Genomic DNA, 22,121 nt, shown 5'->3' on the forward strand with positions numbered 1-22,121 from the left:
CCTCAGGCCGCAAGCCGCTTTTTCGCCGCTTCATATTCCGCGATGAGCTTTCCGACGAGGTCCGCCGCGCCCTGCACACGGTCGATTGCGCCGATGCCCTGCCCGCATCCCCAGATATCCCGCCAGGCTTTCGTTCTGTCTGAGCCGAAGCTCATTTTCGATGGGTCGCTCTCCGGCAGGTCGTCGGGATCGAGGCCTGCGTTTTCGATGCTCTTGCGAAGATAATTTCCATGCACCCCGGTGAAGAGGTTCGAGTAGACGATATCCTCGCCGTTTCCGTCCACGATCGCCTGTTTGTACTCGTCCGAAGCGCGCGCCTCATGCGTCGCGATGAACGGTGAGCCGATATAGGCGAGGTCCGCCCCCATCGCCTGCGCCGCGAGCACCGCGCCGCCGGTCGCGATCGCGCCCGAAAGCAGAAGCGGCCCGTCGAACCAGGAGCGGATCGACGAGACCAGCGCGAACGGAGAGAGCCGGCCCGCATGGCCGCCCGCCCCCCAGGCGACCGCGATCAGGCCGTCCGCCCCTTTTTCAATCGCCTTTCGCGCGAACCTGTCGTTGATCACGTCATGAAGCGTGATCCCGCCGACGGAATGCATGGCCTGATTGATCTCTTCGCGCGCGCCGAGAGAGGTGATGGTGATCGGCACACGGTATTTCATGCAGACTTCAAGATCATGCATCAGCCGGTCATTGGAGCGATGGACGATCTGATTGATCGCGAAAGGCGCCGCCGGCGTGTCCGGGTTCGCCTGATTGTGCCGGTCCAGCTCCTCGGTGATCTCCTTCAACCACGAGTCGAGCTGTTCGGCCGGCCGCGCGTTCAGGGCCGGCATCGCCCCGACGATGCCGGCCTTGCACTGCGCGATGACCAGCTTCGGGTTCGAGATGATGAAGAGCGGCGCCCCGACGATCGGCGCGCGCAGCGAATTGAAGAGCGGCGGCAACGACATCAACTAACTCCTTACGTGGCAAGCACCGCCGGATCGGGCCGGTTTCACCAATTTCAGCGCTTTCCCCGGACCGGCGCCATGACGCGACGCTCGGGCGCCGTCCGCAGCGGATTGGCCGCCCTTGGAAAGGCAATGGGGTATGTTTGTCAATCCTTCCGCGCATCCGGCGGCCGGATCGGGCCCTTCATCCGCGGCGCCGCCCCATGCCGGAGACGACCCGTCCCTCTGGCGCTTTCGCGATGAAGATCAACGGGTCTCGGGCCTCTGCCGGGCCGTCCGTGACGGCTGTCACGCCACGAGCAGCCTGAATCAAAAAAACCGCCCCGCTCTTCGAGGCGGCGTCATGTCATCGCCCGAGGCCGACGGCGGAGAAGAGCATTCGCCTCGTCCGCCGCCGGCTCCATTCCTGCTCGCGCCGACCGATGACCTTGCGGCGATCATCGATCGGCGGCGAGATCAGCCTTCCCTCACGCCCTTCTCGACACGCTCGCCGAGCGTCTTGTCGACGTTGCGCCAATACTCGAAGGCTCGTTTCAGGATCGGTTCCGACACGCCGCCCTTGAGGTGACCGACAATGTTGCTCACCAGCCGGTCGCGGGCGGCGTCGTCCATCACGTCGCGCACCAGAATGCCGGCCTGGCTCCAGTCGTCATCGTCCTTGCGCAAGGTGTAGGCTTTGCGCACCATATCGCCATCGGCGTACCAGAGTCCGGCGTCATCGGTGAGGGACGGATCGGCCTTCGGCCCGCCATACGAATTTGGCGCATAGACCGGGTCCGACACGTTCTCCACCCGCATCGCGCCGTCCTTGCTGTAGCTGTGCACCGGGGATTTGGGCCGGTTGACGGGGATCTGCTTGTAATTCGCGCCGAGACGCGCGCGATGAGCGTCGGCATAGGCGAAACTGCGGCCAAGCAGCATCTTGTCGGGGCTCAGGCCGATGCCGCGCACCAGATTGTCGGGCTCGAACGCCGCCTGCTCGATTTCCGTGTGGAAGTCGGTCGGATTCCGGTCGAGCGTCAGCTTGCCCACCTCGATCAGCGGGTAATCCGCATGCGGCCATACCTTGGTCAGGTCGAACGGATTGAGGCGGTAGGTCTTGGCCTCCTCGAACGGCATGATCTGCATGTGCAGCGTCCAGCTCGGGAAATCGCCATTCTTGATCGCGGTGAAGAGGTCGCGCCTGTGGTAGTCGGCGTCCTCGCCGGCCAGACGATCAGCCTCGGCCTGGGTCAGACATTCGATGCCCTGGTCGGTCTTGAAATGATACTTGACCCAGAACTTCTCCCCCGCCGCGTTGACCCACATGTAGGTGTGGCTGGAGAAGCCGTCCATGTGCCGCCAGGTTTTCGGAATGCCCCGATCCCCCATCAGCCATGTGACCTGGTGCGCCGATTCCGGCGACAATGTCCAGAAATCCCACTGCATGTCGTGATCGCGCAGGCCGCTGTCGGCGCGGCGCTTCTGCGACCGGATGAAATGTTGAAACTTGAGCGGATCGCGCAGGAAAAAGACCGGCGTATTGTTGCCGACCAGATCGTAATTTCCCTCGCTGGTGTAGAATTTCAGCGAAAAACCGCGTGGATCGCGCCAGGTGTCGGGGCTGCCCCGCTCCCCGGCGACCGTGGAGAAGCGTATCAACGTGTCGGTCTTGACGCCGGGCTGAAACAGCGCCGCCCGCGTATACTTGCTGACATCGTGGGTCACTTCAAAATGGCCGAAGGCGCCGGCGCCCTTGGCGTGCGGCTGGCGCTCCGGAATGCGCTCACGATTGAACATCGCCATCTGCTCGATCAGATAACGATCATGCAGCACGATCGGGCCATCCGCGCCGATCGTGAGTGAATGCTCATCGCTAGCGACCGGCGCCCCCGCGTCAGTCGTGGTGGGTTTGCTTGTCTGGTCTTTCATGATCAATCCTCATCGCTATCGCTTGCGAAGTCCGACGCCCGCTCCCGGGCTTCATCACCCGAGCCCGATCGCGCACCTGACCGGCTCGGGCGAACGTCTACCACATGAGATTCATAATTAGAATTTGGATTTTCCAATCGCTCTGATACGCGAAGATTATGAAGCGCGTCCCGAGATGCGCCCCCGTCCATTCGAGGCGTCGGTCCGAATGGGCCAATTCGGCCACGGATCCGAAGCCTGGCCGCGCTGGCGAAGCCCGAGTTGAAGCAGGTCCGGAGCGTCCCGCCCTCGGAGGTGCGGGCGCCCCCCGGGCGGGCGGCGGCGCGGTTTGACGCCGCTCAGGACGGGTTGAGCCGCCTGCCGGCGGACTCAGCCGGCGCCTCGCAAGATTCGGGCTCTCCGCAGCTAGAAGAATGTCTTGATCGCTTCGACAATGTCGAAGCGATCGTCGATCACCGAGAGGACGCCCCATTTATCGAACGTCGTGCACGGATGCGAAATGCCGAGCTCCACGAGATCTCCGGGGCGAAGGGGGCTGTCCGGCGGGCATTTCAGATAGGCGTGCTGGTCATTCAGCATGATGACCTCGTGGCCCTCGGGCATGTCATGCGCGGTCATCGTCGCCGCGCCGGAGGCGTATCGAAGCGGGCGAGGCAGGTGCGCATCGAAGGAGACGTCCCGCCGCCCGGCGTTGAGAAACGCGAGCCCCGGCTCCGGGCGCGACTGCACCGTCGTCCACACGGTCAGCGCCTGGCGCGGCTTCACATCCAGCGCGGCCAGCTCCGGCGAGCGTTCGAGGACCCGGGCGATCGCCTGCTTGTACATGCAGGCGTCGTGCGAGATATAGCAGCCGCTGCGCAGCACCACGCGCGACGGCTTGTCGAAGACCGGACGTTTGAGGGCCTTGGCGACGAGATCGAAAAAGGCCGAGCCTCCCGCGGTCAACAGGATTTCACGCCCGCCGAACAGGCCCGCCGCGGCGAGGGCGCTCGCCGTGTCGGTCATGAAGACGAGGAATTCGTTGACGCGGCGCTCTATCTCGCCCTGATCCGCCCCGCGGATGCTGCCTTCGAAGCCTTCGATCCCGACGAGCGCCGCCACCTGCGGCATGCGCGCCAGACGCTCGGCGATGGCGCGCGCTTCGGCTTCGGTCCGGCAGCCGGCGCGCCCGTAGGGCGACCCGAGTTCGATCAGCGCCTGGAACGGCCGATGGCCCGCGCAGCCCGCCGCGACCCGCTCCAGAAGCTCCACGCCTTCCAGCGAATCCAGAAGGAAGTAGAAGTCGAAATCAGGATCCTTGGCCTGCTCGCGGGAAATATAGCCGAGAAAGCCCGGATCGAGGATCTGATTGGCGAGGAAGATGCGCGACACGCCATAGTGGCGCGCCACCTGCACGTGATGCTGCGTGGAGAGCGTTATTCCCCAGCAGCCGTCGGCGAGCTGCTTGCGAAAGAGTTGCGGCGCCATGGTGGTCTTGCCGTGCGGGCAGAGCGACACGCCGTAATGGGAGGTCACCGCCGCGATCCAGCGACTGTTTTCCTCGATCGCGGCCCGATCGAGCACGGCAAGCGGGGTCGGCAGGTCGCGCCGCAGAAGATTCCAGCCCTGTTCGCCGATCGCCGAGAGCGGCATGTCCTCGATGGAGTCCGGCATGCCCTTGGCGCGGCTGTCCACGCGGACGTCCGGCAAGGTCGAGAAGAGCGGCGGATTGGTCTTGGCGCTTGAGTTCGGCATGAGAGCACTCCGTAGTGTGGGCTGATCTTCTTCAGCATCCAGGCGTCTGGAAGCGAGCCATCTCGCTGGTTTGGAATTTCAGGTCGGGACAAGTGTACCCGCACTCTCGGCTGACCGAGAGCCGAATAGCAATCCTTCTTCGCGTCGTCGCACCGGCCATGACGCCGGCGATCCGGGCGCCGGGCGCGATGCTGAACGGATGTGGGAGGCCCGCCCCCGTTGCGATCGGTCGCAGGCGCGCGGGTGTCTGTGGCGGCGCTCATCGCCTATATTGATCTGACATTGACCCAGAAGCTTCAGGAGAGCGTTCAGTCATGCCAATCAAGACCATCCTCGTATCGATGAACGACCCGGAATCGGCGAAGCAGACGCTCCACACCGCGGTGGATGTCGCCCGGCGCCACGGGGCGCATCTGATCGGCCTGCATGTCGCGGGGGATATCGCCGTCTACACCGGCTATCCGGGGATGGCCGCGCTCCCGGATCTGAGCGTGGTGTTCGAGGAGCGGGAAAAGCGCGCCGAGGAGATCGCCGCGGTTTTCAGGGCCGCCACGGAGGGCGAGGATTTCGTGAGCGAATGGCGATACGACGACAATCGGTTCTCGAGCGCCTCCGACGCGGTCCTCGAACAATGCCGCGCCGCCGATCTGGTGATCATGGGGCAGGAGCGCCCCGACGCGCAGAGCGGGCCGCGCGCGCTGATCCTCGAGCGCACGATCCGGAAGAGCGGCAGGCCGGTGCTCGTCATTCCTTACGCCGGCGTGTTCGAAGGGCTCTCCAGCAAGGCCCTGATCGGATGGAGCCCGACGCGGGAGGCCGCCCGCGCGGCGCATGACGCGCTTCCGCTCTTCGCGCCGGGATGCGAAGCGGTGATCGTGACCGCCCGGTCCAAGGAAGCGAAAAGCGCGGCGACGGCCACCGCCAAGGAGCTCGCCCAGGCCTACGCCCGCCACGGGGTGAAGGCGGAGTTCGTCGAGCGCGTCGCGGAGGATGTCGCGGTCGGCGACATCCTGCTCAACGAGGCGTTCGAGCGCGGCGTCGACCTCATCGTCACCGGCGCCTTCGGCCATTCGAGGCTCTATGACTTCGTGATCGGCGCCGCCACGACCAGGTTGCTCGAAAGCATGACGGCGCCGGTTCTTTTCTCGTCCTGACTTCATTTTCAACGGAGACCACGCAATGTATCCTCACATTCTCGTCCCGATCGCCTATGGAAGCGCCGAAAAAGGCGCGGCCGCGCTCAAAGTGGCCGACAGGCTCCTCGATGACGGCGGGCGGGTCACGCTCCTGCATGTTCAGGAGACCGTCCCGAGCTATGTCGAGAACTATGTTCCCGCCGATGTTCTTGAAAAGAACAGGAAGGCCGTGGAGGCCGAACTCGGCGCGCTCGCGCTCCAATCGAAGCAGACCGTGGAGACCGCCATCGTCGCGGGGAGCGTCTCGCACACGATCGTCGAATACGCCGAAAATCATAAGGTCGACTGCATCGTCATCGCGTCGCATCGCCCTGAAATCGCGGACTACCTTCTCGGCTCCACCGCCGCATGGGTCGCGCGGCATGCGAGCTGCGCCGTTCACATCCTGAGGTGAGAGGCGCGGGCGGGGGGCGGCGCCCCCCCCCCGGCCGGGTCGGCGCGGCGGGGGCGATATCGCGCGTTATCGCGCGTTATCGCACGCGATAAGGGGGTCAACCTATTGCAATATATAGATAATCCAAAAGTCGAGATTTGAGGCCCCGCTTGACGCTCGCGGGCGTTAAGTTCACTCATCACATTAAGAATTACATATTATCTATTGATTCTACTTGTATAATTCGATTATATCCGCCGCCATGCGCTCCGCGGCGGCCAGAGCCCCTTCCATGTAGCCGCCCATCTCGGGCGCCGTTTCGGTCGAGGCGAACTGAAGCCTTCCATTCCAGAGCCCCGGACGCGCGAAGGGCGCGGCGTAATCGGGATGCGCCGCCGGTGGGATGAAGTCCTGCTCCGTCGCGGTTTCCGGCTCGAAGGCCCAGTCCTGAAGCGCGGTTTGAGTCGGCGCGCCGGCGGCCGCGCCGAAGATGCGGGCGAGTTGCGCCAGCGCCGCCGCCTCGATCTCATCGGCGCGATGCGCGCGATGCGCGGGCGCCGGCCCCAGAAAGCCGAAAAGCGCGGCGGGCGCGCCATCCGGCCCCGACGCGTCGTGGATCTCCACCAGCGGGCCGCGCCGGCTCATCGCGTCGCCGGAAAGCCCCGAGGCGCGCCAGAACGGAGCGTCATAGACCGCGACGAATTTCGCGTGTCCGGCCATCCAGGTCGGTATGCGCTCAAGGCGGCCGATCTGCTCCGGGGCGAGGGCCGGGCGGAACGTCACCTTCGCCGCGACGCGCGGCGGCAGCGCGAGCACAATGCGCCGCGCGCGCCATGCCCGCCCGTCCGCCAGATGGACCCCGCCCGCGCTGTCGAGCGCGGAGACGCGCGCGCCGCGGTGGAGGCGGCTCCCGGGAAGGCCCGCGACCAGAGCGTCGACAAGCCGGACGACCCCGCCCGCGATGCGGATCGACCCCGCCATCGAGGCGAAGCCCACGCCGCGATGCGCCCGGCCGGCCTCATCCTCAAAGGAGAGGTCTCCCTCCGCGTATTGCGGAAACCCGGACAGATCGAGGGCCGCGAGAAGCGCCGCCATCCGCGGCTGTCCCGGCCAGAACCAGGACGGGCCGAGATCCACCGGGCCGGACGGAGTCTCCAGCGCGGCGATCCGCCCGCCGAAGCGGCCGCGCGCCTCCAGAAGCTGAAAATCCACGCCCGATCGATCGAGCCGGCGCGCAAGCGCCAGGCCGGAGAGCCCGCCGCCGACGATCGCGACCTCCGTCTCCATCGGACCGTCTTCACCCGGCATGGGACCGCGCCGCCGGTGTCGCGCGGCGCCGCTGCGGCGCGTCAGGCATCCGGGGCGGCCACGAAACGGAGATGCCCGGTCTTCATCCACAGCGTCGCCCCGTCAGCGCCCGCCGCCGCCGCGAGCGGGCGCCCCTCCGGCAGGCGGAGCCAGGAGCCCGGCCGCAACCCGTCGCCGCCTTCCGTCAGGCCGCCGCTCAGCACCAGAAGCTCAACGCCGCCCGGCGCGTCGACATGGAGAGAGGCGCCGGCGGCGACATCGAGATAGCTGACGGTTTCGCGCGCGTCCCTGTGCAGCTCCGCGCGCCTGACCCCCTCGCCCGCGGCGCTCAGGCCGTCGGTCATGGTCTTCCGGAACTGGTCGCGGTCGGCGGGGTCGAACTGCCAGAGCTTGACGAAGATCGTGCAGCCCGCGTCCGAGCGGGGCGTGTGCCGCGTGGTCGGCGGATTGCGCACATAGGTTCCGGCCGGATAATCGCCGCGCTCATCCTGAAACACGCCCTCCAGCACGACGAATTCCTCGCCGCCGCCATGGGTGTGCGGGGAAAAGCTGTGGCCCGGCGCGAAGCGCACGATCGTCGTGGCCCGCGCGACCTCGCCGCCGATCCGATCCAGCATCCGGCGCTCCACGCCGGCGGAGGGAGAGGCGCGCCATGGCGTCTCGTCCGAATGCACCAGGACACGCTGCGAAAAATCCGAATTGACGTCCATGCCGTCCGCTCCCTATCCTGCCTGCGGCCGCCGACCCGCGCCCGATCCGCAGAGTTGACCGATAATCGCACGCTCCGGCGAGGCCAACTCGAAACGGGTCGAACGGCGTCAAGGGTTTGTGATTCACGCCCCCATCGCGAGGAGCGACGAAGGCGAAAGCGATGAGACGGCGCCGCCCGGCGCCTGTATGCGCCCGGGGCCGCGCGCCATGCAAGCGGCGCGGCGAAGCGCGAGCGCGCCGACCAGAAACGCCATGAAGCCCGGCGCGGCCATGGCGCCCCCCGGCCCGGATGGGCCTCTTCGGCGCGAGACGGTCCTCGCCCGCTCAAAGGAAACCGACATGGACTTCGACTATTCCCCGCGCACCCTGGACATGCTGGAGAGACTCCGCTCCTTCATGGACGCGCATGTCTATCCGCGGATTCACGCCTATGATCAGGAGATCGCCGCCGGGCGGTTTCCGGTGTCGTTCATGGAGGATCTCAAGGCGCTGGCGCGCGAGGAAGGGTTGTGGAACCTGTTCCTCCCCGCCCTGCGCGACGACGAGCCCGGCACGCGGCTGACCAATCTGGAATACGCGCCGCTGGCCGAAGTCATGGGGCGGGTCTCCTGGGCCAGCGAGGTCTTCAACTGCAGCGCGCCCGACACCGGGAACATGGAGCTTTTGCACATGTTCGCGACGCCGCATCAGCGCGAGAGCTGGCTGGCGCCGCTGATGCGGGGCGAGATCCGCTCCGCCTTCGCCATGACCGAACCCGATGTGGCCTCGTCCGACGCCACCAACATCACCACCTCGATCCGCCGGGACGGCGACAGCTATGTGATCAACGGGCGCAAATGGTTCATCACCAATGGAACCCACCCCAAATGCGCGTTCTTCATCGTGATGGGCAAGACCGACCCGGACGCCGCCCCGCGCACGCAGCAAAGCATGGTGATCGTCCCGAGGGAGACGCCGGGCGTCGAGATCGTGCGGAGCCCGACGATCCTGAACATGCATGACCCCGAGGGGCATGCGGAAATCGTCTTCAGGGATGTGCGGGTGCCGGCGGAGAACCTGCTCGGCGAGGAGGGAAGCGGGTTCGCGCTGGCGCAGGCGCGGCTTGGGCCGGGCCGCATTCACCATTGCATGCGCTCGGTCGGCGCGGCGGAGCTGGCGCTCGAGCTGATGACCGAGCGGGCGCAGGAGCGAAAGACCTTCGGCAAATACATCTCGCAGCACGGCGTCATTCAGGACTGGATCGCCCGCTCGCGCATCGAGATCGATCAGGCGCGGCTCCTGGTCCTGAAAACCGCGTGGATGATCGACACCGTCGGCGCCAAGGCGGCCCGGAAGGAAATCTCGATGATCAAGGTGGTGGCGCCGAACCTCCATACGCGGATCACCGACCGGGCCATGCAGGTGTTCGGCGCCATGGGGCTGACGCCCGACACGCCGCTGGCCGACAGCTACACCTGGGGCCGGGCCCTGCGCTTCGCGGACGGCCCCGACGAGGTGCATATCCAGTCGATCGCCAAGCTCGAGCTCAGGCGGAGCAACAACCGGATGTCGGAGATCTTCCTGGCCCGGCGACGCTGAAAACGCGCGCGCGGCGCCCGGCTTCAGCCCCGGTTCGCCGCGCGGCCGCCGCCCTTCAGCCCGGCGCTCCGCTCAGCCGTCGACCTCGATGTCGCGCGGCTCGTCCCCCTCCAGGGTGATCCGCGACGGCAGGATGCGGAGGATCGAGCGGTCGACCGGGCGCACCCCCTCGACGCGGATCTTCCTGCGCATCTTGAAATCCTTGCCCTTGTCGTTGAACCCGGCCTTCTGCAGCGTGAACTTGTCGCCGATATCGACCGCCCAGTCCTCGCCGCCGACGCGCACCCGGATCTCCCAATGCGGAAATCCGTCCATCTCCTTCGAGATCCAGCCGTCGAGCACGATCGGATTCTCGGTGTCCCACGCCATGTAGCCGTGATGCGCGGCGGCGCGCCCGGCGAGCGCGGCGGCGCCCAGAAATCCCAGGCCTCCAAGAAAGGCGCGGCGATCTACCATCATCTCATGTCTCCGGCTTCGTCATCTTCAGTTCGGGAAATTCGGAAAATAGGCGATCATCCGCCCCGCCGCCAGCGCCCCGAGCCAGCAGCAGAGCGACGCGGCCCCGTGAAACGCCGCCTGCCGGCGCGTCATCCGCTCAAGCCAGAGCCCGGCGCGAAGATGCAGGATGAGCGCGAGGGAGGCGCCGGCCGCGACCAGGCCCATCTTCCAGTAAAACAGCGACGCATTCAGATAATGCCCGGCGCGGACGGAGAAAAGGACCATCCCGGCCAGCACCGCGATGACGAGCCCCGCCGCCGCGATCGGCGTCAGGATTCGCGTCAGCGCGCCCTGCTCGACACTCCGCCAGAACCCGATCAGCCTGAGATCCATCGGCAGGATCGCGCCGACCAGGAGCGTGAAGCCAAGCACATGCGCGGTGTTCGCCGCCGCATAGCCAAGCTGCGAGAATTTCAGCGCCCTCACGACATCCGCCCCCTCGACGGCGGCGGCGAAACTGGCGAGCATGTCCATCGGCGGTTCCCTGATCCTGACCGCGGCAGTGATAGCGCCGGCGCCGCCGCGCCGCCAGCGCCATCCGCCCAAACCGCTTGAGCCGGGGCGCGTCCCGCGTTACCTCGCGCCGGGAAGAGGAGCCACGCCCATGACCGCCGCGATCATTCTCATCGGCCTCGGCCTCGCGCTCGCCGTCCTCGGGCTCGCGGGGATCGTCTGGTGCATCCGCCTCGCGCGGCGGGTTCAGACCGGAAAAGTCCCCGAGGACCAGCTTCGGAGCGCCTTCATTCGCCTCTCCACCGTCAACATGGCCTCGATCGGCGGGGCGATGATCGGGCTGGCGATGCTGCTGGTCGGATTCCTGATCCGCTAGGGCGCGCCGTCTGGCCCGCATGGCGAACTGGATTTTATGTCGTTATCATGCATTCTGTCCGTCTGATCCGGAGAGAATGCGAAATTGCAGGGTTTTGCGACCATATTCGTCGACGCGATCGGCCTGATCCTCGCGGGGGATCCCGATCTGATCGAGATCATCGCGCTGTCGCTCCGGGTCACGCTGGCGGCGGTCGCGCTCTCCTGTCTGATCGGTCTGCCGCTCGGCGCCGCCGTCGGCGCGTTCCGCTTCCCCGGCAGAGCGGCGGCGGCCGTGGTCCTGAACGCGCTGATGGGTCTGCCGCCGGTCGTCGTCGGGCTTTTCGTCTATCTGTCGCTGTCGGCCTCGGGGCCGCTCGGGGCGCTCGGCCTGCTCTACACGCCGACGGCGATGATCATCGCGCAGACGATTCTGGTGACGCCGATCGTCGCGGCGCTGACCCGGCAGGTGATCGAGGATCTGAACCATGAATATCGGGAGCAGTTCGCCTCGCTCGGCGTCTCCCCTTTCGACCGCGCGGCGGCGCTGCTCTGGGACGCGCGCCTGAGCCTTCTGACGGTGGCGCTCGCCGGGTTCGGCCGCGCGGTGGCCGAGGTCGGCGCGGTGATCATCGTCGGCGGCAACATCAACCATGTGACCCGGGTGATGACCACGACGATCGCGCTCGAGACCTCCAGGGGCAATCTGGAGCTGGCGCTGGCGCTCGGCGTGATCCTTCTCATGCTGGCGCTGATCGTCAACGCGGCGGTGATGGCGCTTCGCGCCCCGGCGGGGGGCGCGGCCCATGCGTGAGCCCGCCCCCGCCCCCGCCCCCGACGAAGACGCCATCGTCTCCGACGTCTTCGCGCCGCCGGTGATGGAGGCGCGCGGCCTCAGCTTCGCGGCCGGGGGCGCGCGGCTGGTCGACGGCGTCGACCTGACCATCCGCCCCGGGCGGCGGCTGGCGGTGATGGGCCCGAACGGCGCGGGGAAGAGCCTGCTTCTGCGGTTGCTGCACGGGCTCATCGCCCCTTCGGCGGGCGCGGTGCTCTGGCGCGGCCGCCCGCTCGACGCCGCGGCGCGGCGGGCGCAGGGGATGGTGTTCCAGCGCCCGGTGATGCTGCGCCGCTCGGTGCTCGGCAATCTCAGATTCGCGCTCGCGGTCCGGGGCGTCGGCGGCGCGGAGCGGGCCCGGCGCGCGGACGAGGCGCTGGAGCGCGCCCGCCTCACCCATCTCGCGCGGCGGCCCGCCCGGGTGCTCTCGGGCGGCGAGCAGCAGCGCCTCGCGCTCGCGCGCGCCATCGCCTGCGAGCCGGAGCTGCTTTTCCTCGACGAGCCGACCGCCAGCCTCGACCCGCACTCGACGCAGGCGATCGAGGCGCTGATCGACGAGGCGCGCCGGCGCGGCGCGACCATCGTCATCGTGACGCACGATATCGGCCAGGCCCGGCGCCTCGCCGACGATGTGGCGTTCCTGCATGGCGGGCGGCTGGCCGAATCCGGCCTCGCCTCCCGCGTCCTGAGCGCGCCGAGCTCGGACGCCGCGCGCGCCTGGCTCGAAGGCCGCCTCTATCTCGGCCCCGCGCCGACCCTCCAGGGAGAACTTTCATGATCCGCCGCCATTTTCTCGGGCTCGCCATCGCCGCCCTCGCCGCCGCCGGAATCGGCGCCCCCGCGTCGGCCGCGGCCGACGCCCCCTTCATCGTGGTCCAGTCCACCACCTCGACCCAGAATTCCGGGCTGTTCGACCATATCCTGCCGACCTTCACCGAAAAGACCGGGATCGAGGTCCGGGTCGTCGCGGTCGGCACCGGACAGGCGATCAAGAACGCGGTCAACGGCGACGGCGACGTGCTTTTCGTTCATGCGAAGCCGGCGGAGGAGAAATTCGTCGCGGATGGCCACGGCGTGGCGCGGTTCGACGTCATGTATAACGACTTCGTCATCGTCGGGCCGCCCGCCGACCCCGCCGGGGTCGCGGGGCTGAGGGACGCCGTCGCCGCGCTGACGAAGATCGCGGAGGCGAAGGCGCCCTTCGTCTCGCGCGGCGACGACAGCGGCACCAACAAGGCCGAGCTTCGGCTCTGGAAAGCGGCGGGCGTCGATGTCGCCGCGGCCTCGGGCGGCTGGTACCGCGAGGCCGGCTCCGGCATGGGCGCGACGCTCAACACCGGGCTCGGCATGGGCGCCTATGTGCTGACCGACCGCGCCACCTGGATCTCGTTCGGCGCGAAAGGCGATCATGAGATCGCCGTCGAAGGCGACCCGAGGCTCTTCAATCAATACGGGATCATCCTGGTCAGCCCGGAAAGGCATCCGAACGTGAAGGCCGATCTCGGCCAGCGGTTCGTCGATTGGGTGATCTCCGCCGAGGGGCAGGCCGCCATCGCCGCCTACACGGTCGACGGCCAGCGGCTCTTTTTTCCCAACGCGGCGAAGTGAGCGCTCAGGGCGAGAGCCAGCGCACCTCGCCCAGCGCGCCGATGTCATAGCCGCCGAGCGCCGCCGCCTTCTCGCCGAAGGCGGCGGTCGCCGTGAACGCGAACAGAATCTGCGCCGGCTCGGTGAAATAGAACCGGCGATCGAGGAGGAGATCGAACCGCTCCTCGACCAGCGGCCTGAACGCCAGCCGGAACTGGCGCGCCATCGCCGCGAGGCCGAGCGCGGCGTCCGCCTCGCCCGCCGCCACCGCCGCCGCCACCTCGGTTTCGGTCCGGGCGGGCATGGACGTGACGCTGAAATCGGCGGAGGTCAGCCCCTCCGCCGCGGCCAGCCGCGCGAAGAGCGCGCCGGAGCCCGCGCCCGCCTGCCGGGCGACCAGCCGCCGGCCGCGAAGATCGGAGAGCCCGGCCGCCGCCGCCGCCCCCTCCCCGAGGATGAGCCCCTGCGAGCGGGCCGCCCACGCGATCAGCACGCACTGCTTCAGCCCGCGCTCCCTGAGCGTCTCGACGTTCCAGCCGCCCGCATCGGGAATGTGGACCCCCGCGACCCCGGCCGCGCCCGCCGCGAACCGGTCGAGCCCGTCCATGCTGCCGTCGAAGAGCGTCGCCAGACCGCAGCCGCTTTCGCGCACCGCCCATTCCAGCAGCGGATCATGCGAGCCGGCCAGCAGCGCCGGGCTGACCGGCGCGGCCTGCGCCGCCTCGCCCTCGATCCAGGCGGCGATCTCCGCGCGCGGGAACAGCAGCTTGCCGGTGATGCGCCGGTGCGGAATCTCCTCCGCCGCGACCAGATCGTAGACCTTCCGCTCCTTCACGCGGAGAAGCTCCGCGACCTCTTTCGTGGTCAGGAATCGCGGGGATGCGGGAGCGTCTGTCGTCACGGCCTTGGCCCTCGTTGGCGGGGCCGGCAGGATGAGGCCAAACCGGCGGCTGTTCAACCGGCGTGGGCGCGGCGCGGCCCGCGGCCCAGGATTGCGCCGGATCGCGGATCGCCGATACTCTGCCGGCCACGCGCCCCGCGCCGGAAGGCCGGGGAGTTCGGTTCAATCGAGGAGGCCTCACCATGGCTGACGACGCGTTCAACATGTCGATGCGCAAATTCCTGAAGCGGGTGGGCGTCACCTCGCAGCAGGAGATCGAGAAATCCGTCCGCGCCGCGCGCGAGGCGGGCAAGCTTTCGGGCGGCGCGGTCAAGGCGAAGATGGTGCTCACCATCGAGGCCGCCGGGCTCACCCACGTCGTCGAAGGCGAGATCGACGTCTCCGACGCGTAGGCGGGCGCGGCCCCCGCTCAGGGCCGCGCGGCGTCAATGATGGCCATGACCCGGCGCGGTGACCTTCAGCCCCGCCGCCGGGGCGTCCAGATCATGCGCGTTCTGGCCTTCGGCGGGGATCTCCACCCAGCGCCGGGCCGCGGTCGCGCATTCCTGAACGACGGGGAAATAGACCGTCGAGCCGGCCGGAAACGCGTCGGTCAGCGCGCCGCGAAACGAAAAGGTGTCGAAATAGGCGTCCGGCAATTCGCCGGTCCAGATCAGCTCCTTCACCCCTTCGCTCACCGTGGCGCCGTGGTGCTCGTAGCTCTTCTCGAAAGCGCCGGTGACGATCTCCAGATCCCAGCCCGGCTTCGGCGTCGGCTTGACCGCGATCACCCCTTCGGGGATCTGCACGCGGAGCTTCAGCGTCGACTCCCCGTCGCACCCGTGCCCGACGCCCAGCGCGCCGACGAAAGTCGCCCCCTGCGGCGCCTCGGACGGCGTGATGTTCACATGCGCGCTCGCCGCCGGGGCGAGAAGCGCAAGCGCGGCGAAAGCGGTCGGCACGGTCTTCATGTCAGTCTCCTGCAGCGGATGATCGGGAGCGCGCCCCGGATGCGCGGGCGCCCATGACGCGCCCTCGCGAGGCCGCGTCATGCGCATTGGACGCGGCCCCCGCAAGAGAGTTCCCCAAAAATCCGGTGAGGCGCGCCGCCTGACCGGCGCCGCAGGCGCGCCCGATCAGAACTCCTGATCGTAGGCGCCGACCTCCGGCTGACGGCGGATCACCCGGTCGAGATCGGCGAAGATCTCGCGAAGCCGCGCCTCGCTCTCCCCGCTTTCGCAGACCACGACCAGATTGGGCGTGTTGGACGACGCCCGAACCAGCGCCCAGTCGCCGCCTTCGAGCTGCAGCCGCGCGCCGTTCACCGTCAGCACGTCGTCGATCGCGCGCCCGCCAAGCGTTCCGCCCTCGGCCGCCAGCGCGGCGAGATCGGCGCCGATCCGGCCCAGGACCTCGTATTTGACCTCATCCGCGCAATGCGGCGACAGCGTCGGCATCGAATAGGTGAGCGGAAGCGAGGCGACGAGATCGGAGAGTTTTTCGCCGGCGTGGCGGTCCATCAGCCGGCAGACCTCCACCGCCACCCGCATCCCGCAATCATAGCCGCGGCCGAGCGGCGGCGCGAGGAAGTAGTGCCCGGATTTTTCGAACCCCGCCAGCGCGCCGGTCTCGGCGACGCGGGCCTTCATGTGGCTGTGTCCGGTCTTCCAGTATTCGGTGACGGCGCCGGCGGCGGTCAGGACCGGGTCGGTCATGTAGATGCCGGTCGATTTCACATCGACGACGAATTTCGCGGGCGCGTGGGCCTGCGCCCAGTCGCGCGCGAGCAGAACGCCCATCTTGTCGGCGAAAATCTCGCGGCCCATGTCGTCGACCACGCCGCAGCGGTCTCCGTCCCCGTCGAAGCCGAGCGCGAAATCGGCCCCCGATTCCTTCACCGCGCGCGACATGTCGTGGAGCATCTCCATCGCCTCGGGGTTCGGGTTGTAGTTCGGAAACGTGTAGTCGAGCTCGGTGTGAAGCGGGATCACCTCGACGCCGATCCGCTCCAGCACCTGCGGCGCGAAGGCCGCGGCGGTGCCGTTGCCGCAGGCGCAGACCACCCTCAGCGGCCGCGAGATCCGGATATCGCCGGTCAGGTCGTCCAGATAGGCCGCCTCGACGCCGCGCTCGCGGATCACCCGCCCGCCCGGCCGCTCGACCCCCTCGCCCTTGAGCACGATGTCGCGAAGCCGCGCCATCTCCTCGGGGCCATGGGTGAGCGGCGGCTTCAGGCCCATCTTCACCCCGGTCCAGCCGTTGGGGTTGTGCGAGGCCGTCACCATCGCCACCGGCCCGATCGAGAGATGGGCGCGCGCGAAATACGCGGTCGGCGTCAGCCCGGGGCCGATATCGTGAACCACCGCCCCCGCCCGGACCAGGCCGAGGATCAGCGCGGTCTTCACCGCCGCCGAGTAATCGCGGTAGTCCTGCCCGACGACGATGTCCCGTCCGGCGCCCGCTTCGGCCATCTGCGTGCCGAGGCCGAGGCCCAGCGCCTCCACCCCCGCGAGGTTGATCTCCTCGGGGAAGCGCCAGCGCGCGTCATATTCGCGAAAGCCTTTCGGCTGGACCAGCGTCTCTGACAGGAACTCCCAGGTGTTCGGAACAAGATCTGCGCGCGGGCGGGGGTCAGTTCCGATCATAGATGTCCTCATAACGGATGATGTCGTCTTCGCCGAGATAGGCGCCGGTCTGCACTTCGATCAGATACATGGGAACCTTGCCGGGGTTCTCCATGCGATGGCGCGAGCCGAGCGGGATATAAACCGATTCATTCTCGGAGAGGAGCTTCACCTCCTCCCCCACCGTCACGCGCGCGGTTCCCGCGACGACGATCCAGTGCTCCGCGCGGTGCATGTGCGACTGGAGCGACAGAACGCCGCCCGGCGTCACGCAGATCCGCTTCACCTGAAAGCGGGAGTCGATGCAGAGCGTCTCGTACCAGCCCCAGGGCCGGTGAAAGCGCGGATACTCCGTCGCCTGCGCCACGCCCGCGGCTTTCAGCTCCGCCACCAGCGCCTTCACGTCCTGCGCCCGGTCCATGTCCGCGACGAGGACGGCGTCGCGCATCGCCACGGCGACGACCCCGTCCAGCCCGAGCCCGACGAGCCGCATTCCCGGCTCCTCGGCCCGCAACAGCGTGTCGCGGCAATCGATCGCGGTGGCCGGCCCCGACAGCGCGACCCCGTCCGCGTCCCGCTCCGACGCCTCCCAGAGCGCGTCCCACGCGCCGAGATCGGACCAGCCGGCGGTGAACGGCACCGCGGCGATCCGCGGCGCCTTCTCCATCACCGCGAAGTCGAACGAAATATCGGCGGCCTCGCCGTAGACGTCGCCGAGCCGCATGAATCCGAGATCCATCTTCGCCGTCTCCAGCGCGGCGCGGCAGGGCGGGATCAGATCCGGCGCCAGCGCCTCGAACGCCTCCAGAATATCGCGCACCCGCATCAGGAAGACGCCCGCGTTCCAGAGATGCCGCCCGGACGACGCCATCTCCGCGGCGCGCGGCGCGTCCGGCTTCTCGACGAAGCGCAGGACCTCGGCCGCCGCCCCGGGCGCCGCCGGCGCCGCCAGTTCGAGATAGCCGTAGCCGGTCTCGGGCCGGGTCGGCGGCACGCCGAAGGTGATCAGCTTCCCCTCCCGCGCCGCCGCCGCGCCAATCTGGACCGCGGCGCGAAACGCCGCCGCGTCGGCGATCACGTGGTCGGAGGGCGCGACCAGCATCAGCGCCTCCGGATCGTCTTCGAGGCGGAGCGCGGCGGTCAGCACGACGGCGGCGGTGTTCCGGCCGACCGGCTCGACCATCACGTTCACGTCGATCATGCCGAGCGCCGCGGCCTGCTCCATCGCCAGAAAGCGGAAATCGACGCCTGTCATCACCAGCGGCGCCGCGAATTCCGGCCCTGAAAGCCGCCTCAACGTCGTCTGATACAGGCTCTCGCGCCCCAGGAGGGGCGAAAACTGTTTCGGATAGGCGGCGCGGGACGATGGCCAGAGCCGCGTCCCGGAGCCGCCGCAAAGAATGACCGGATGGATCACGATGATGACGTTCCCTCAACTCCGCCCCCGAAACCCGCCGGGGGAAGCAATAATACCTTAAGCGCTCGGGATATAGAAGCAAATCCTTCCGCTTGGCAAAAAGCGGCTCGATCTGCTACGGCGTCCGCCGTGGCGTGCAAACACGGACGGAGCGACATGAACATCGTTATTTTCGGGCTGGGCTACGTCGGCTTCACCGCCGCCTGCTGCATCGCGAGCGAGGGGCACCGCGTGATCGGCGTCGACGTCTCCGAGCGCAAGGTCGACAATGTGAACGCCGGCCGCGCGCCCATCATCGAGCCGGATGTGCAATCCATGCTCACCAGCGCGCTCGCCGCCGGCCGGCTCAGCGCGCGCACGACCATCGACGACGGCCTCGACGACGCCGCGATCGCCATCGTCTGCGTCGGCACCCCCTCGGCGCCCGACGGCTCCCACAACATGGGCTATATCGCGGACGTGACCCGGCAGATCGCCAACGCGGTCGATCCGAAACGCCGCGAGCCGCTGACCGTCGCCTATCGCTCCACCGTCCGCCCCGGCACGATGGAGGAGCTGATCGGGCCGATCTTCGAGGCCGAACTCGGCCCCGACTGGGGCGACGCCGTGCGGCTGGTCTACAACCCGGAATTCCTGCGTGAAAGCTCCGCGGTCAAGGACTACTTCGCGCCGCCGAAGATCGTCATCGGCACGAAGGACGGGAAGCCGGACCCGGCGATGACCGCGCTGAACGCCAATATCGACGCGCAGACCTTCAACGTTCCCTTCCGCGAGGCCGAATTCACCAAATTCGTCGACAATTCATGGCACGCGGTCAAGGTCGCCTTCGCCAACGAGATCGGCCGCGTCTGCCTCAATCTCGGCATGTCGGCGAAGACGGTGCACGAGATTTTCGTCTCCGACACCAAGCTGAACATCTCCGACTATTACACCCGCCCCGGCGGGCCGTTCGGCGGCTCCTGCCTGCCGAAGGACGTGCGCGCGTTCCAGTACATCGCCGCCGACACCGGCGCGAACACGCATCTGGTGGACAGCCTGCTCCGCTCCAACGAGGCGCACAAGCACCGGATCTTCGAATACGCCGCCGAGGGGCTGGCGCCGGGCGCGCGCGTGCTGATGGCGGGGCTCGCCTTCAAGGCCGGGACCGACGATCTCCGTGAAAGCCCGAATGTCGATCTGGCGCGCAAACTGCTCGCCGCCGGCTTCTCGCTGGAGATCTTCGACCCCGCGATCAACGCCGACAAGCTGATCGGCGCCAATCTCGGCTACGCCTACAGCCGGCTCCCGTCGCTCCAGCGGCTGCTGGTGGACAAGCCCCACGCCGAGAGCGCCCGCTACGACCGGGTTCTGGTCGCCAACGCGACGGCGAAGGCGCTCAACCTTCCGCCGGAGACCGATCTCCGCGACATCGGCCATCTCGGCTGAGGCGCCCCATGACCCGCCCCAACACGCCCGAAGCGGCCGCGCCCTCCCCCACTCCCCGCCTGGACCGGATCAGGGAGAGCCGGCCGCTGGCCGGGCGCCGGATCCTGATCATCGTGGAGAACCTCCCCCTCCCCTTCGACCGGCGCGTCTGGCACGAGGCCCGCACCCTGACCGCGGCGGGGGCGGAGGTCTCGGTCATCTGCCCGACCGGCAAGGGCTATGAGGCGCGGTACGAGGAGATCGACGGCGTTCATATCCATCGCCACCCTCTCCCGCTCGACGCCAAGGGCGCGTCCGGCTACCTGCTGGAATACGGCGCCGCGCTCTGGCACGAATTGCGGCTCGCGCTGAAGATCCGGCGCCTGCGCGGCTTCGACACCATCCAGGCCTGCAACCCGCCCGATCTGATCTTCCTGATCGCGACGCCGTTCAAATGGTTCGGCGCGCGGTTCATCTTCGACCATCACGACATCAATCCGGAGCTTTACGAGGCGAAATTCGGCCGCCGCGGCTTTTTCTGGAAGCTGATGGTGCTGTTCGAGCGGCTGACCTTCCGCGCCGCCGACGTGGTGATCTCCACCAACAACTCCTACCGGGACATCGCGATGACCCGCGGCGGGAAAAAGTCGGAGGACGTGTTCGTGGTCCGCTCCGGCCCCGATCTCGGCCGGCTGGAGGTGATGGAGCCGGACCCGCGCTGGCGGAACGGGCGCGCGTTCATGGTCGGCTATGTCGGGGTGATGGGCGACCAGGAGGGGATCGACCTGCTGCTGGAGGCGGCGCGCGAAATCGTCTTCGATCACGGCCGCGACGTTCAGTTCGTTCTCGTCGGCGGCGGCCCGGCGCTCGACGGGCTGAAGGCCGAGGCCGAACGGCTCGGCCTCGCCGATCACGTCACCTTCACCGGCCGCGCGCCGGACGCCGATCTCTTCTCCGTCCTCTCCTCCGCCGACGTCTGCGTGAACCCGGACCGGGTGAACCCGATGAACGACAAGTCGACGATGAACAAGATCCTCGAATACATGGCGTTCTCGAAACCCATCGTGCAGTTCGAGGTCGCGGAGGGCCGCTATTCGGCTCAGGACGCCTCGCTCTACGCCCTGCCGAACGACACCGGCGACATGGCCGCGAAGATCATCGCGCTTCTCGACGATCCGGACCGCCGCGCCGCCATGGGCGCGCGGGGGCGCGCCCGGGTCGAGGCGGAGCTGAACTGGGATCATCAGGTCGACACGCTGGTCGCCGCCTATCTCCGCGTCGCCGAGAAGCGGGGCGGCTGAGCCACGTCTTGCCGTCCGGGCGGCATTCGCCTAAATCCTTCAGGTCCGCATCAGAGCCCGCATCAAAGGACGATCCATATGAGCATCGAAGCGCCGGAGACCGTCGAAGTCGAAACCACGCGCGTCGCCTGCGACGGCGGCGATGGGGCGCTGGGCCACCCCCGGGTCTGGCTCACGATCAACGACGAGGGATTCGTCGAATGCCCCTATTGCGACAAGCGCTTCGTCCTGAAGCCGGGCGCGGCGGCGCATTGAGCGGCGCGGCCGCCGCCGCCTGAAACCCGCCGCCCGACCTCCGCCGCCTCGGGCCGCGCGCCGCCCGATCACCAAAAAGGCGCCCATCGGCGCTTGGCCGGGGCCGCGCCAGCGCCCATAAGCTCACATCATGTTCGACGCCGCGCTCCGCAAGCTGATCGATCGCCCGCTCGACCGGCTGGGCCGAAGCCTGGCGCGCCGGGGCGCGTCCGCGAACGCGGTCACGCTCGCGGGGTTCCTGCTCGGGCTCGGCGCGGCGGCGCTGATCGCGCTCGGCCATCCGCTCCTCGCGCTCGCGCCGCTCCTCGCCGGGCGGCTGACCGACGGGCTCGACGGCGCCGTCGCCCGCGCCACGGCGCCGACGGATTTTGGCGGCTTTCTCGACATCACCTGCGATTTCGTCGTCTACGCCGCCATCCCGCTCGGCTTCGTCATCGCCGATCCGGGCGCGAACGGGGCGGCGGGGGCCTTTCTTCTCGCCAGCTTTCACGCCAACGGCGCCGCCTTCCTCGCCTATGCGATTCTCGCCGAGAAGCGGAAGCTGGTCACGAGCGCGCGGGGGGTGAAGACGCTATACTATGTCGGCGGCCTGCTGGAAGGGGCGGAGACGATCGCGCTTTTCACGCTCTTTTGCCTCCTCCCCGGCTGGTTCGCGCCGCTGGCCTGGGGATTCGGCGCGCTCTGCTTCGTCTCGGCGACGGCGCGCGCGTTGCTCGCCCAGCAGGTTTTCGACGCTTGAGCGGGCGCGC

24 protein-coding genes are annotated in these 22,121 nt (G+C 68.2%); 12 read left to right on the forward strand and 12 right to left on the reverse strand.

Translation table 11 applies throughout. The annotated features are described in order from the left end of the window. Nucleotides 1–2: 2 nt before the first annotated feature. From WG921_RS08870 to WG921_RS08880, 3 genes are all read right to left on the reverse strand, one after another. On the reverse strand, nucleotides 3–953 hold the full coding sequence (locus tag WG921_RS08870) for an NAD(P)H-dependent flavin oxidoreductase (RefSeq protein ID WP_340108857.1): 951 nt from the start codon (nucleotides 951–953) through the stop codon (nucleotides 3–5). Between the two features lie 456 nt (nucleotides 954–1,409). Further along, nucleotides 1,410–2,864: a catalase gene (locus WG921_RS08875; protein ID WP_340108858.1), complete on the reverse strand. Its 1,455-nt coding sequence runs from the start codon at nucleotides 2,862–2,864 to the stop codon at nucleotides 1,410–1,412. Nucleotides 2,865–3,269: 405 nt separating this feature from the next. After that, nucleotides 3,270–4,598 (reverse strand): type III PLP-dependent enzyme domain-containing protein, encoded by a 1,329-nt coding sequence (locus tag WG921_RS08880; protein WP_340108859.1) that lies wholly within the window; start codon nucleotides 4,596–4,598, stop codon nucleotides 3,270–3,272. Nucleotides 4,599–4,912: 314 nt separating this feature from the next. Here WG921_RS08880 and WG921_RS08885 point away from each other — a divergent pair, with 314 nt between their 5' ends. Both WG921_RS08885 and WG921_RS08890 read left to right on the forward strand, forming a co-directional pair. Continuing rightward, nucleotides 4,913–5,752, forward strand: coding sequence for a universal stress protein (locus tag WG921_RS08885; protein ID WP_340108860.1), 840 nt, complete (start codon nucleotides 4,913–4,915; stop codon nucleotides 5,750–5,752). Between the two features lie 25 nt (nucleotides 5,753–5,777). Then, on the forward strand, nucleotides 5,778–6,188 hold the full coding sequence (locus WG921_RS08890) for a universal stress protein (protein ID WP_340108861.1): 411 nt from the start codon (nucleotides 5,778–5,780) through the stop codon (nucleotides 6,186–6,188). Nucleotides 6,189–6,398: 210 nt separating this feature from the next. Here the strand turns inward: WG921_RS08890 and WG921_RS08895 are convergent, their stop codons facing one another. The 3 genes from WG921_RS08895 to WG921_RS08905 all read right to left on the reverse strand — a co-directional run bounded on the left by WG921_RS08895 (nucleotide 6,399) and on the right by WG921_RS08905 (nucleotide 8,458). Continuing rightward, nucleotides 6,399–7,475, reverse strand: coding sequence for a flavin monoamine oxidase family protein (locus WG921_RS08895; RefSeq protein WP_340108862.1), 1,077 nt, complete (start codon nucleotides 7,473–7,475; stop codon nucleotides 6,399–6,401). 41 nt (nucleotides 7,476–7,516) lie between these two features. Continuing rightward, nucleotides 7,517–8,185, reverse strand: a complete 669-nt coding sequence (locus WG921_RS08900; protein ID WP_340108863.1) for a cupin domain-containing protein — start codon at nucleotides 8,183–8,185, stop codon at nucleotides 7,517–7,519. Nucleotides 8,186–8,308: 123 nt separating this feature from the next. Beyond that, nucleotides 8,309–8,458: a hypothetical protein gene (locus WG921_RS08905; protein WP_340108864.1), complete on the reverse strand. Its 150-nt coding sequence runs from the start codon at nucleotides 8,456–8,458 to the stop codon at nucleotides 8,309–8,311. Between the two features lie 67 nt (nucleotides 8,459–8,525). Here WG921_RS08905 and WG921_RS08910 point away from each other — a divergent pair, with 67 nt between their 5' ends. Next, entirely contained in the window at nucleotides 8,526–9,764 is a 1,239-nt protein-coding gene (locus WG921_RS08910) for an acyl-CoA dehydrogenase family protein (protein ID WP_340108865.1), read from the forward strand. A gap of 72 nt (nucleotides 9,765–9,836) precedes the next feature. On the opposite strand, the gene WG921_RS08915 is transcribed toward WG921_RS08910, so the two are convergent. Next, complete coding sequence (locus WG921_RS08915) at nucleotides 9,837–10,223, reverse strand: DUF6152 family protein (RefSeq protein WP_340108866.1); 387 nt, start codon at nucleotides 10,221–10,223, stop codon at nucleotides 9,837–9,839. 24 nt (nucleotides 10,224–10,247) lie between these two features. Further along, nucleotides 10,248–10,736 carry a hypothetical protein gene (locus WG921_RS08920; protein ID WP_340108867.1) on the reverse strand — a complete coding sequence of 163 codons (489 nt, stop codon included), beginning with the start codon at nucleotides 10,734–10,736 and terminating at the stop codon, nucleotides 10,248–10,250. A 130-nt stretch (nucleotides 10,737–10,866) separates the two neighbouring features. On the opposite strand from WG921_RS08920, the gene WG921_RS08925 reads away from it, so the two are divergent. The 4 genes from WG921_RS08925 (at nucleotide 10,867) to WG921_RS08940 (ending at nucleotide 13,512) form a co-directional block, all read left to right on the forward strand. Then, entirely contained in the window at nucleotides 10,867–11,091 is a 225-nt protein-coding gene (locus tag WG921_RS08925) for a hypothetical protein (protein ID WP_340108868.1), read from the forward strand. 84 nt (nucleotides 11,092–11,175) lie between these two features. Beyond that, a complete protein-coding gene (locus WG921_RS08930; protein WP_340108869.1) occupies nucleotides 11,176–11,883 on the forward strand; it encodes an ABC transporter permease in 708 nt (235 codons plus the stop codon). Continuing rightward, a complete protein-coding gene (locus WG921_RS08935) occupies nucleotides 11,876–12,682 on the forward strand; it encodes an ATP-binding cassette domain-containing protein (protein WP_340108870.1) in 807 nt (268 codons plus the stop codon). The genes WG921_RS08930 and WG921_RS08935 overlap by 8 nt, the downstream gene beginning before the upstream one ends. Next, nucleotides 12,679–13,512, forward strand: coding sequence for an ABC transporter substrate-binding protein (locus WG921_RS08940; protein WP_340108871.1), 834 nt, complete (start codon nucleotides 12,679–12,681; stop codon nucleotides 13,510–13,512). The genes WG921_RS08935 and WG921_RS08940 overlap by 4 nt, the downstream gene beginning before the upstream one ends. 4 nt (nucleotides 13,513–13,516) lie before the next feature. Here the strand turns inward: WG921_RS08940 and WG921_RS08945 are convergent, their stop codons facing one another. Then, on the reverse strand, nucleotides 13,517–14,392 hold the full coding sequence (locus WG921_RS08945) for a helix-turn-helix transcriptional regulator (RefSeq protein WP_340108872.1): 876 nt from the start codon (nucleotides 14,390–14,392) through the stop codon (nucleotides 13,517–13,519). A gap of 182 nt (nucleotides 14,393–14,574) precedes the next feature. Between WG921_RS08945 and WG921_RS08950 the strand changes: the two genes are divergently transcribed. Continuing rightward, nucleotides 14,575–14,784 (forward strand): DUF6494 family protein, encoded by a 210-nt coding sequence (locus tag WG921_RS08950; protein ID WP_340108873.1) that lies wholly within the window; start codon nucleotides 14,575–14,577, stop codon nucleotides 14,782–14,784. A gap of 33 nt (nucleotides 14,785–14,817) precedes the next feature. Here the strand turns inward: WG921_RS08950 and WG921_RS08955 are convergent, their stop codons facing one another. The 3 genes from WG921_RS08955 to WG921_RS08965 form a co-directional block, all read right to left on the reverse strand. Continuing rightward, a complete protein-coding gene (locus WG921_RS08955; RefSeq protein ID WP_340108874.1) occupies nucleotides 14,818–15,342 on the reverse strand; it encodes a YcnI family copper-binding membrane protein in 525 nt (174 codons plus the stop codon). Nucleotides 15,343–15,507: 165 nt separating this feature from the next. Then, nucleotides 15,508–17,016: a phosphomannomutase/phosphoglucomutase gene (locus WG921_RS08960; protein ID WP_340108875.1), complete on the reverse strand. Its 1,509-nt coding sequence runs from the start codon at nucleotides 17,014–17,016 to the stop codon at nucleotides 15,508–15,510. Beyond that, on the reverse strand, nucleotides 17,003–18,412 hold the full coding sequence (locus WG921_RS08965; protein ID WP_340108876.1) for a mannose-1-phosphate guanylyltransferase/mannose-6-phosphate isomerase: 1,410 nt from the start codon (nucleotides 18,410–18,412) through the stop codon (nucleotides 17,003–17,005). Before WG921_RS08965 ends, WG921_RS08960 begins: the two co-directional genes overlap by 14 nt. Nucleotides 18,413–18,568: 156 nt before the next feature. Here WG921_RS08965 and WG921_RS08970 point away from each other — a divergent pair, with 156 nt between their 5' ends. The 4 genes from WG921_RS08970 (at nucleotide 18,569) to WG921_RS08985 (ending at nucleotide 22,111) form a co-directional block, all read left to right on the forward strand. Further along, the gene (locus WG921_RS08970; RefSeq protein ID WP_340108877.1) at nucleotides 18,569–19,837 is read left to right on the forward strand and encodes a nucleotide sugar dehydrogenase; all 1,269 of its coding nucleotides are present in this window, start codon (nucleotides 18,569–18,571) and stop codon (nucleotides 19,835–19,837) included. Nucleotides 19,838–19,845: 8 nt separating this feature from the next. Continuing rightward, nucleotides 19,846–21,117: a glycosyltransferase family 4 protein gene (locus tag WG921_RS08975; RefSeq protein ID WP_340108878.1), complete on the forward strand. Its 1,272-nt coding sequence runs from the start codon at nucleotides 19,846–19,848 to the stop codon at nucleotides 21,115–21,117. A gap of 78 nt (nucleotides 21,118–21,195) precedes the next feature. Beyond that, nucleotides 21,196–21,372 carry a zinc-finger domain-containing protein gene (locus WG921_RS08980; RefSeq protein ID WP_340108879.1) on the forward strand — a complete coding sequence of 59 codons (177 nt, stop codon included), beginning with the start codon at nucleotides 21,196–21,198 and terminating at the stop codon, nucleotides 21,370–21,372. Nucleotides 21,373–21,502: 130 nt separating this feature from the next. Further along, entirely contained in the window at nucleotides 21,503–22,111 is a 609-nt protein-coding gene (locus WG921_RS08985) for a CDP-alcohol phosphatidyltransferase family protein (RefSeq protein WP_340108880.1), read from the forward strand. The last annotated feature ends 10 nt before the right edge of the window (nucleotides 22,112–22,121 follow it).

The organism is Paludibacillus litoralis (assembly GCF_037646705.1).
Classification (GTDB): Bacteria; Pseudomonadota; Alphaproteobacteria; order Rhodobacterales; family Rhodobacteraceae; genus Pikeienuella; species Pikeienuella litoralis.

Bases quoted from the DNA above. Each gene is read 5' to 3' on its own strand.
- WG921_RS08975 (WP_340108878.1), top strand. From the start codon at position 19,846: ATGACCCGCCCCAACACGCCCGAAGCGGCCGCGCCCTCCCCCACTCCC.
- WG921_RS08895 (WP_340108862.1), bottom strand. From the start codon at position 7,475: ATGCCGGGTGAAGACGGTCCGATGGAGACGGAGGTCGCGATCGTCGGC.
- WG921_RS08985 (WP_340108880.1), top strand. From the start codon at position 21,503: ATGTTCGACGCCGCGCTCCGCAAGCTGATCGATCGCCCGCTCGACCGG.
- WG921_RS08915 (WP_340108866.1), bottom strand. From the start codon at position 10,223: ATGATGGTAGATCGCCGCGCCTTTCTTGGAGGCCTGGGATTTCTGGGC.
- WG921_RS08950 (WP_340108873.1), top strand. From the start codon at position 14,575: ATGGCTGACGACGCGTTCAACATGTCGATGCGCAAATTCCTGAAGCGG.
- WG921_RS08935 (WP_340108870.1), top strand. From the start codon at position 11,876: ATGCGTGAGCCCGCCCCCGCCCCCGCCCCCGACGAAGACGCCATCGTC.
- WG921_RS08890 (WP_340108861.1), top strand. From the start codon at position 5,778: ATGTATCCTCACATTCTCGTCCCGATCGCCTATGGAAGCGCCGAAAAA.
- WG921_RS08955 (WP_340108874.1), bottom strand. From the start codon at position 15,342: ATGAAGACCGTGCCGACCGCTTTCGCCGCGCTTGCGCTTCTCGCCCCG.
- WG921_RS08940 (WP_340108871.1), top strand. From the start codon at position 12,679: ATGATCCGCCGCCATTTTCTCGGGCTCGCCATCGCCGCCCTCGCCGCC.
- WG921_RS08910 (WP_340108865.1), top strand. From the start codon at position 8,526: ATGGACTTCGACTATTCCCCGCGCACCCTGGACATGCTGGAGAGACTC.
- WG921_RS08920 (WP_340108867.1), bottom strand. From the start codon at position 10,736: ATGGACATGCTCGCCAGTTTCGCCGCCGCCGTCGAGGGGGCGGATGTC.
- WG921_RS08885 (WP_340108860.1), top strand. From the start codon at position 4,913: ATGCCAATCAAGACCATCCTCGTATCGATGAACGACCCGGAATCGGCG.
- WG921_RS08870 (WP_340108857.1), bottom strand. From the start codon at position 953: ATGTCGTTGCCGCCGCTCTTCAATTCGCTGCGCGCGCCGATCGTCGGG.
- WG921_RS08875 (WP_340108858.1), bottom strand. From the start codon at position 2,864: ATGAAAGACCAGACAAGCAAACCCACCACGACTGACGCGGGGGCGCCG.
- WG921_RS08980 (WP_340108879.1), top strand. From the start codon at position 21,196: ATGAGCATCGAAGCGCCGGAGACCGTCGAAGTCGAAACCACGCGCGTC.
- WG921_RS08925 (WP_340108868.1), top strand. From the start codon at position 10,867: ATGACCGCCGCGATCATTCTCATCGGCCTCGGCCTCGCGCTCGCCGTC.
- WG921_RS08900 (WP_340108863.1), bottom strand. From the start codon at position 8,185: ATGGACGTCAATTCGGATTTTTCGCAGCGTGTCCTGGTGCATTCGGAC.
- WG921_RS08905 (WP_340108864.1), bottom strand. From the start codon at position 8,458: ATGGCCGCGCCGGGCTTCATGGCGTTTCTGGTCGGCGCGCTCGCGCTT.
- WG921_RS08880 (WP_340108859.1), bottom strand. From the start codon at position 4,598: ATGCCGAACTCAAGCGCCAAGACCAATCCGCCGCTCTTCTCGACCTTG.
- WG921_RS08970 (WP_340108877.1), top strand. From the start codon at position 18,569: ATGAACATCGTTATTTTCGGGCTGGGCTACGTCGGCTTCACCGCCGCC.
- WG921_RS08960 (WP_340108875.1), bottom strand. From the start codon at position 17,016: ATGATCGGAACTGACCCCCGCCCGCGCGCAGATCTTGTTCCGAACACC.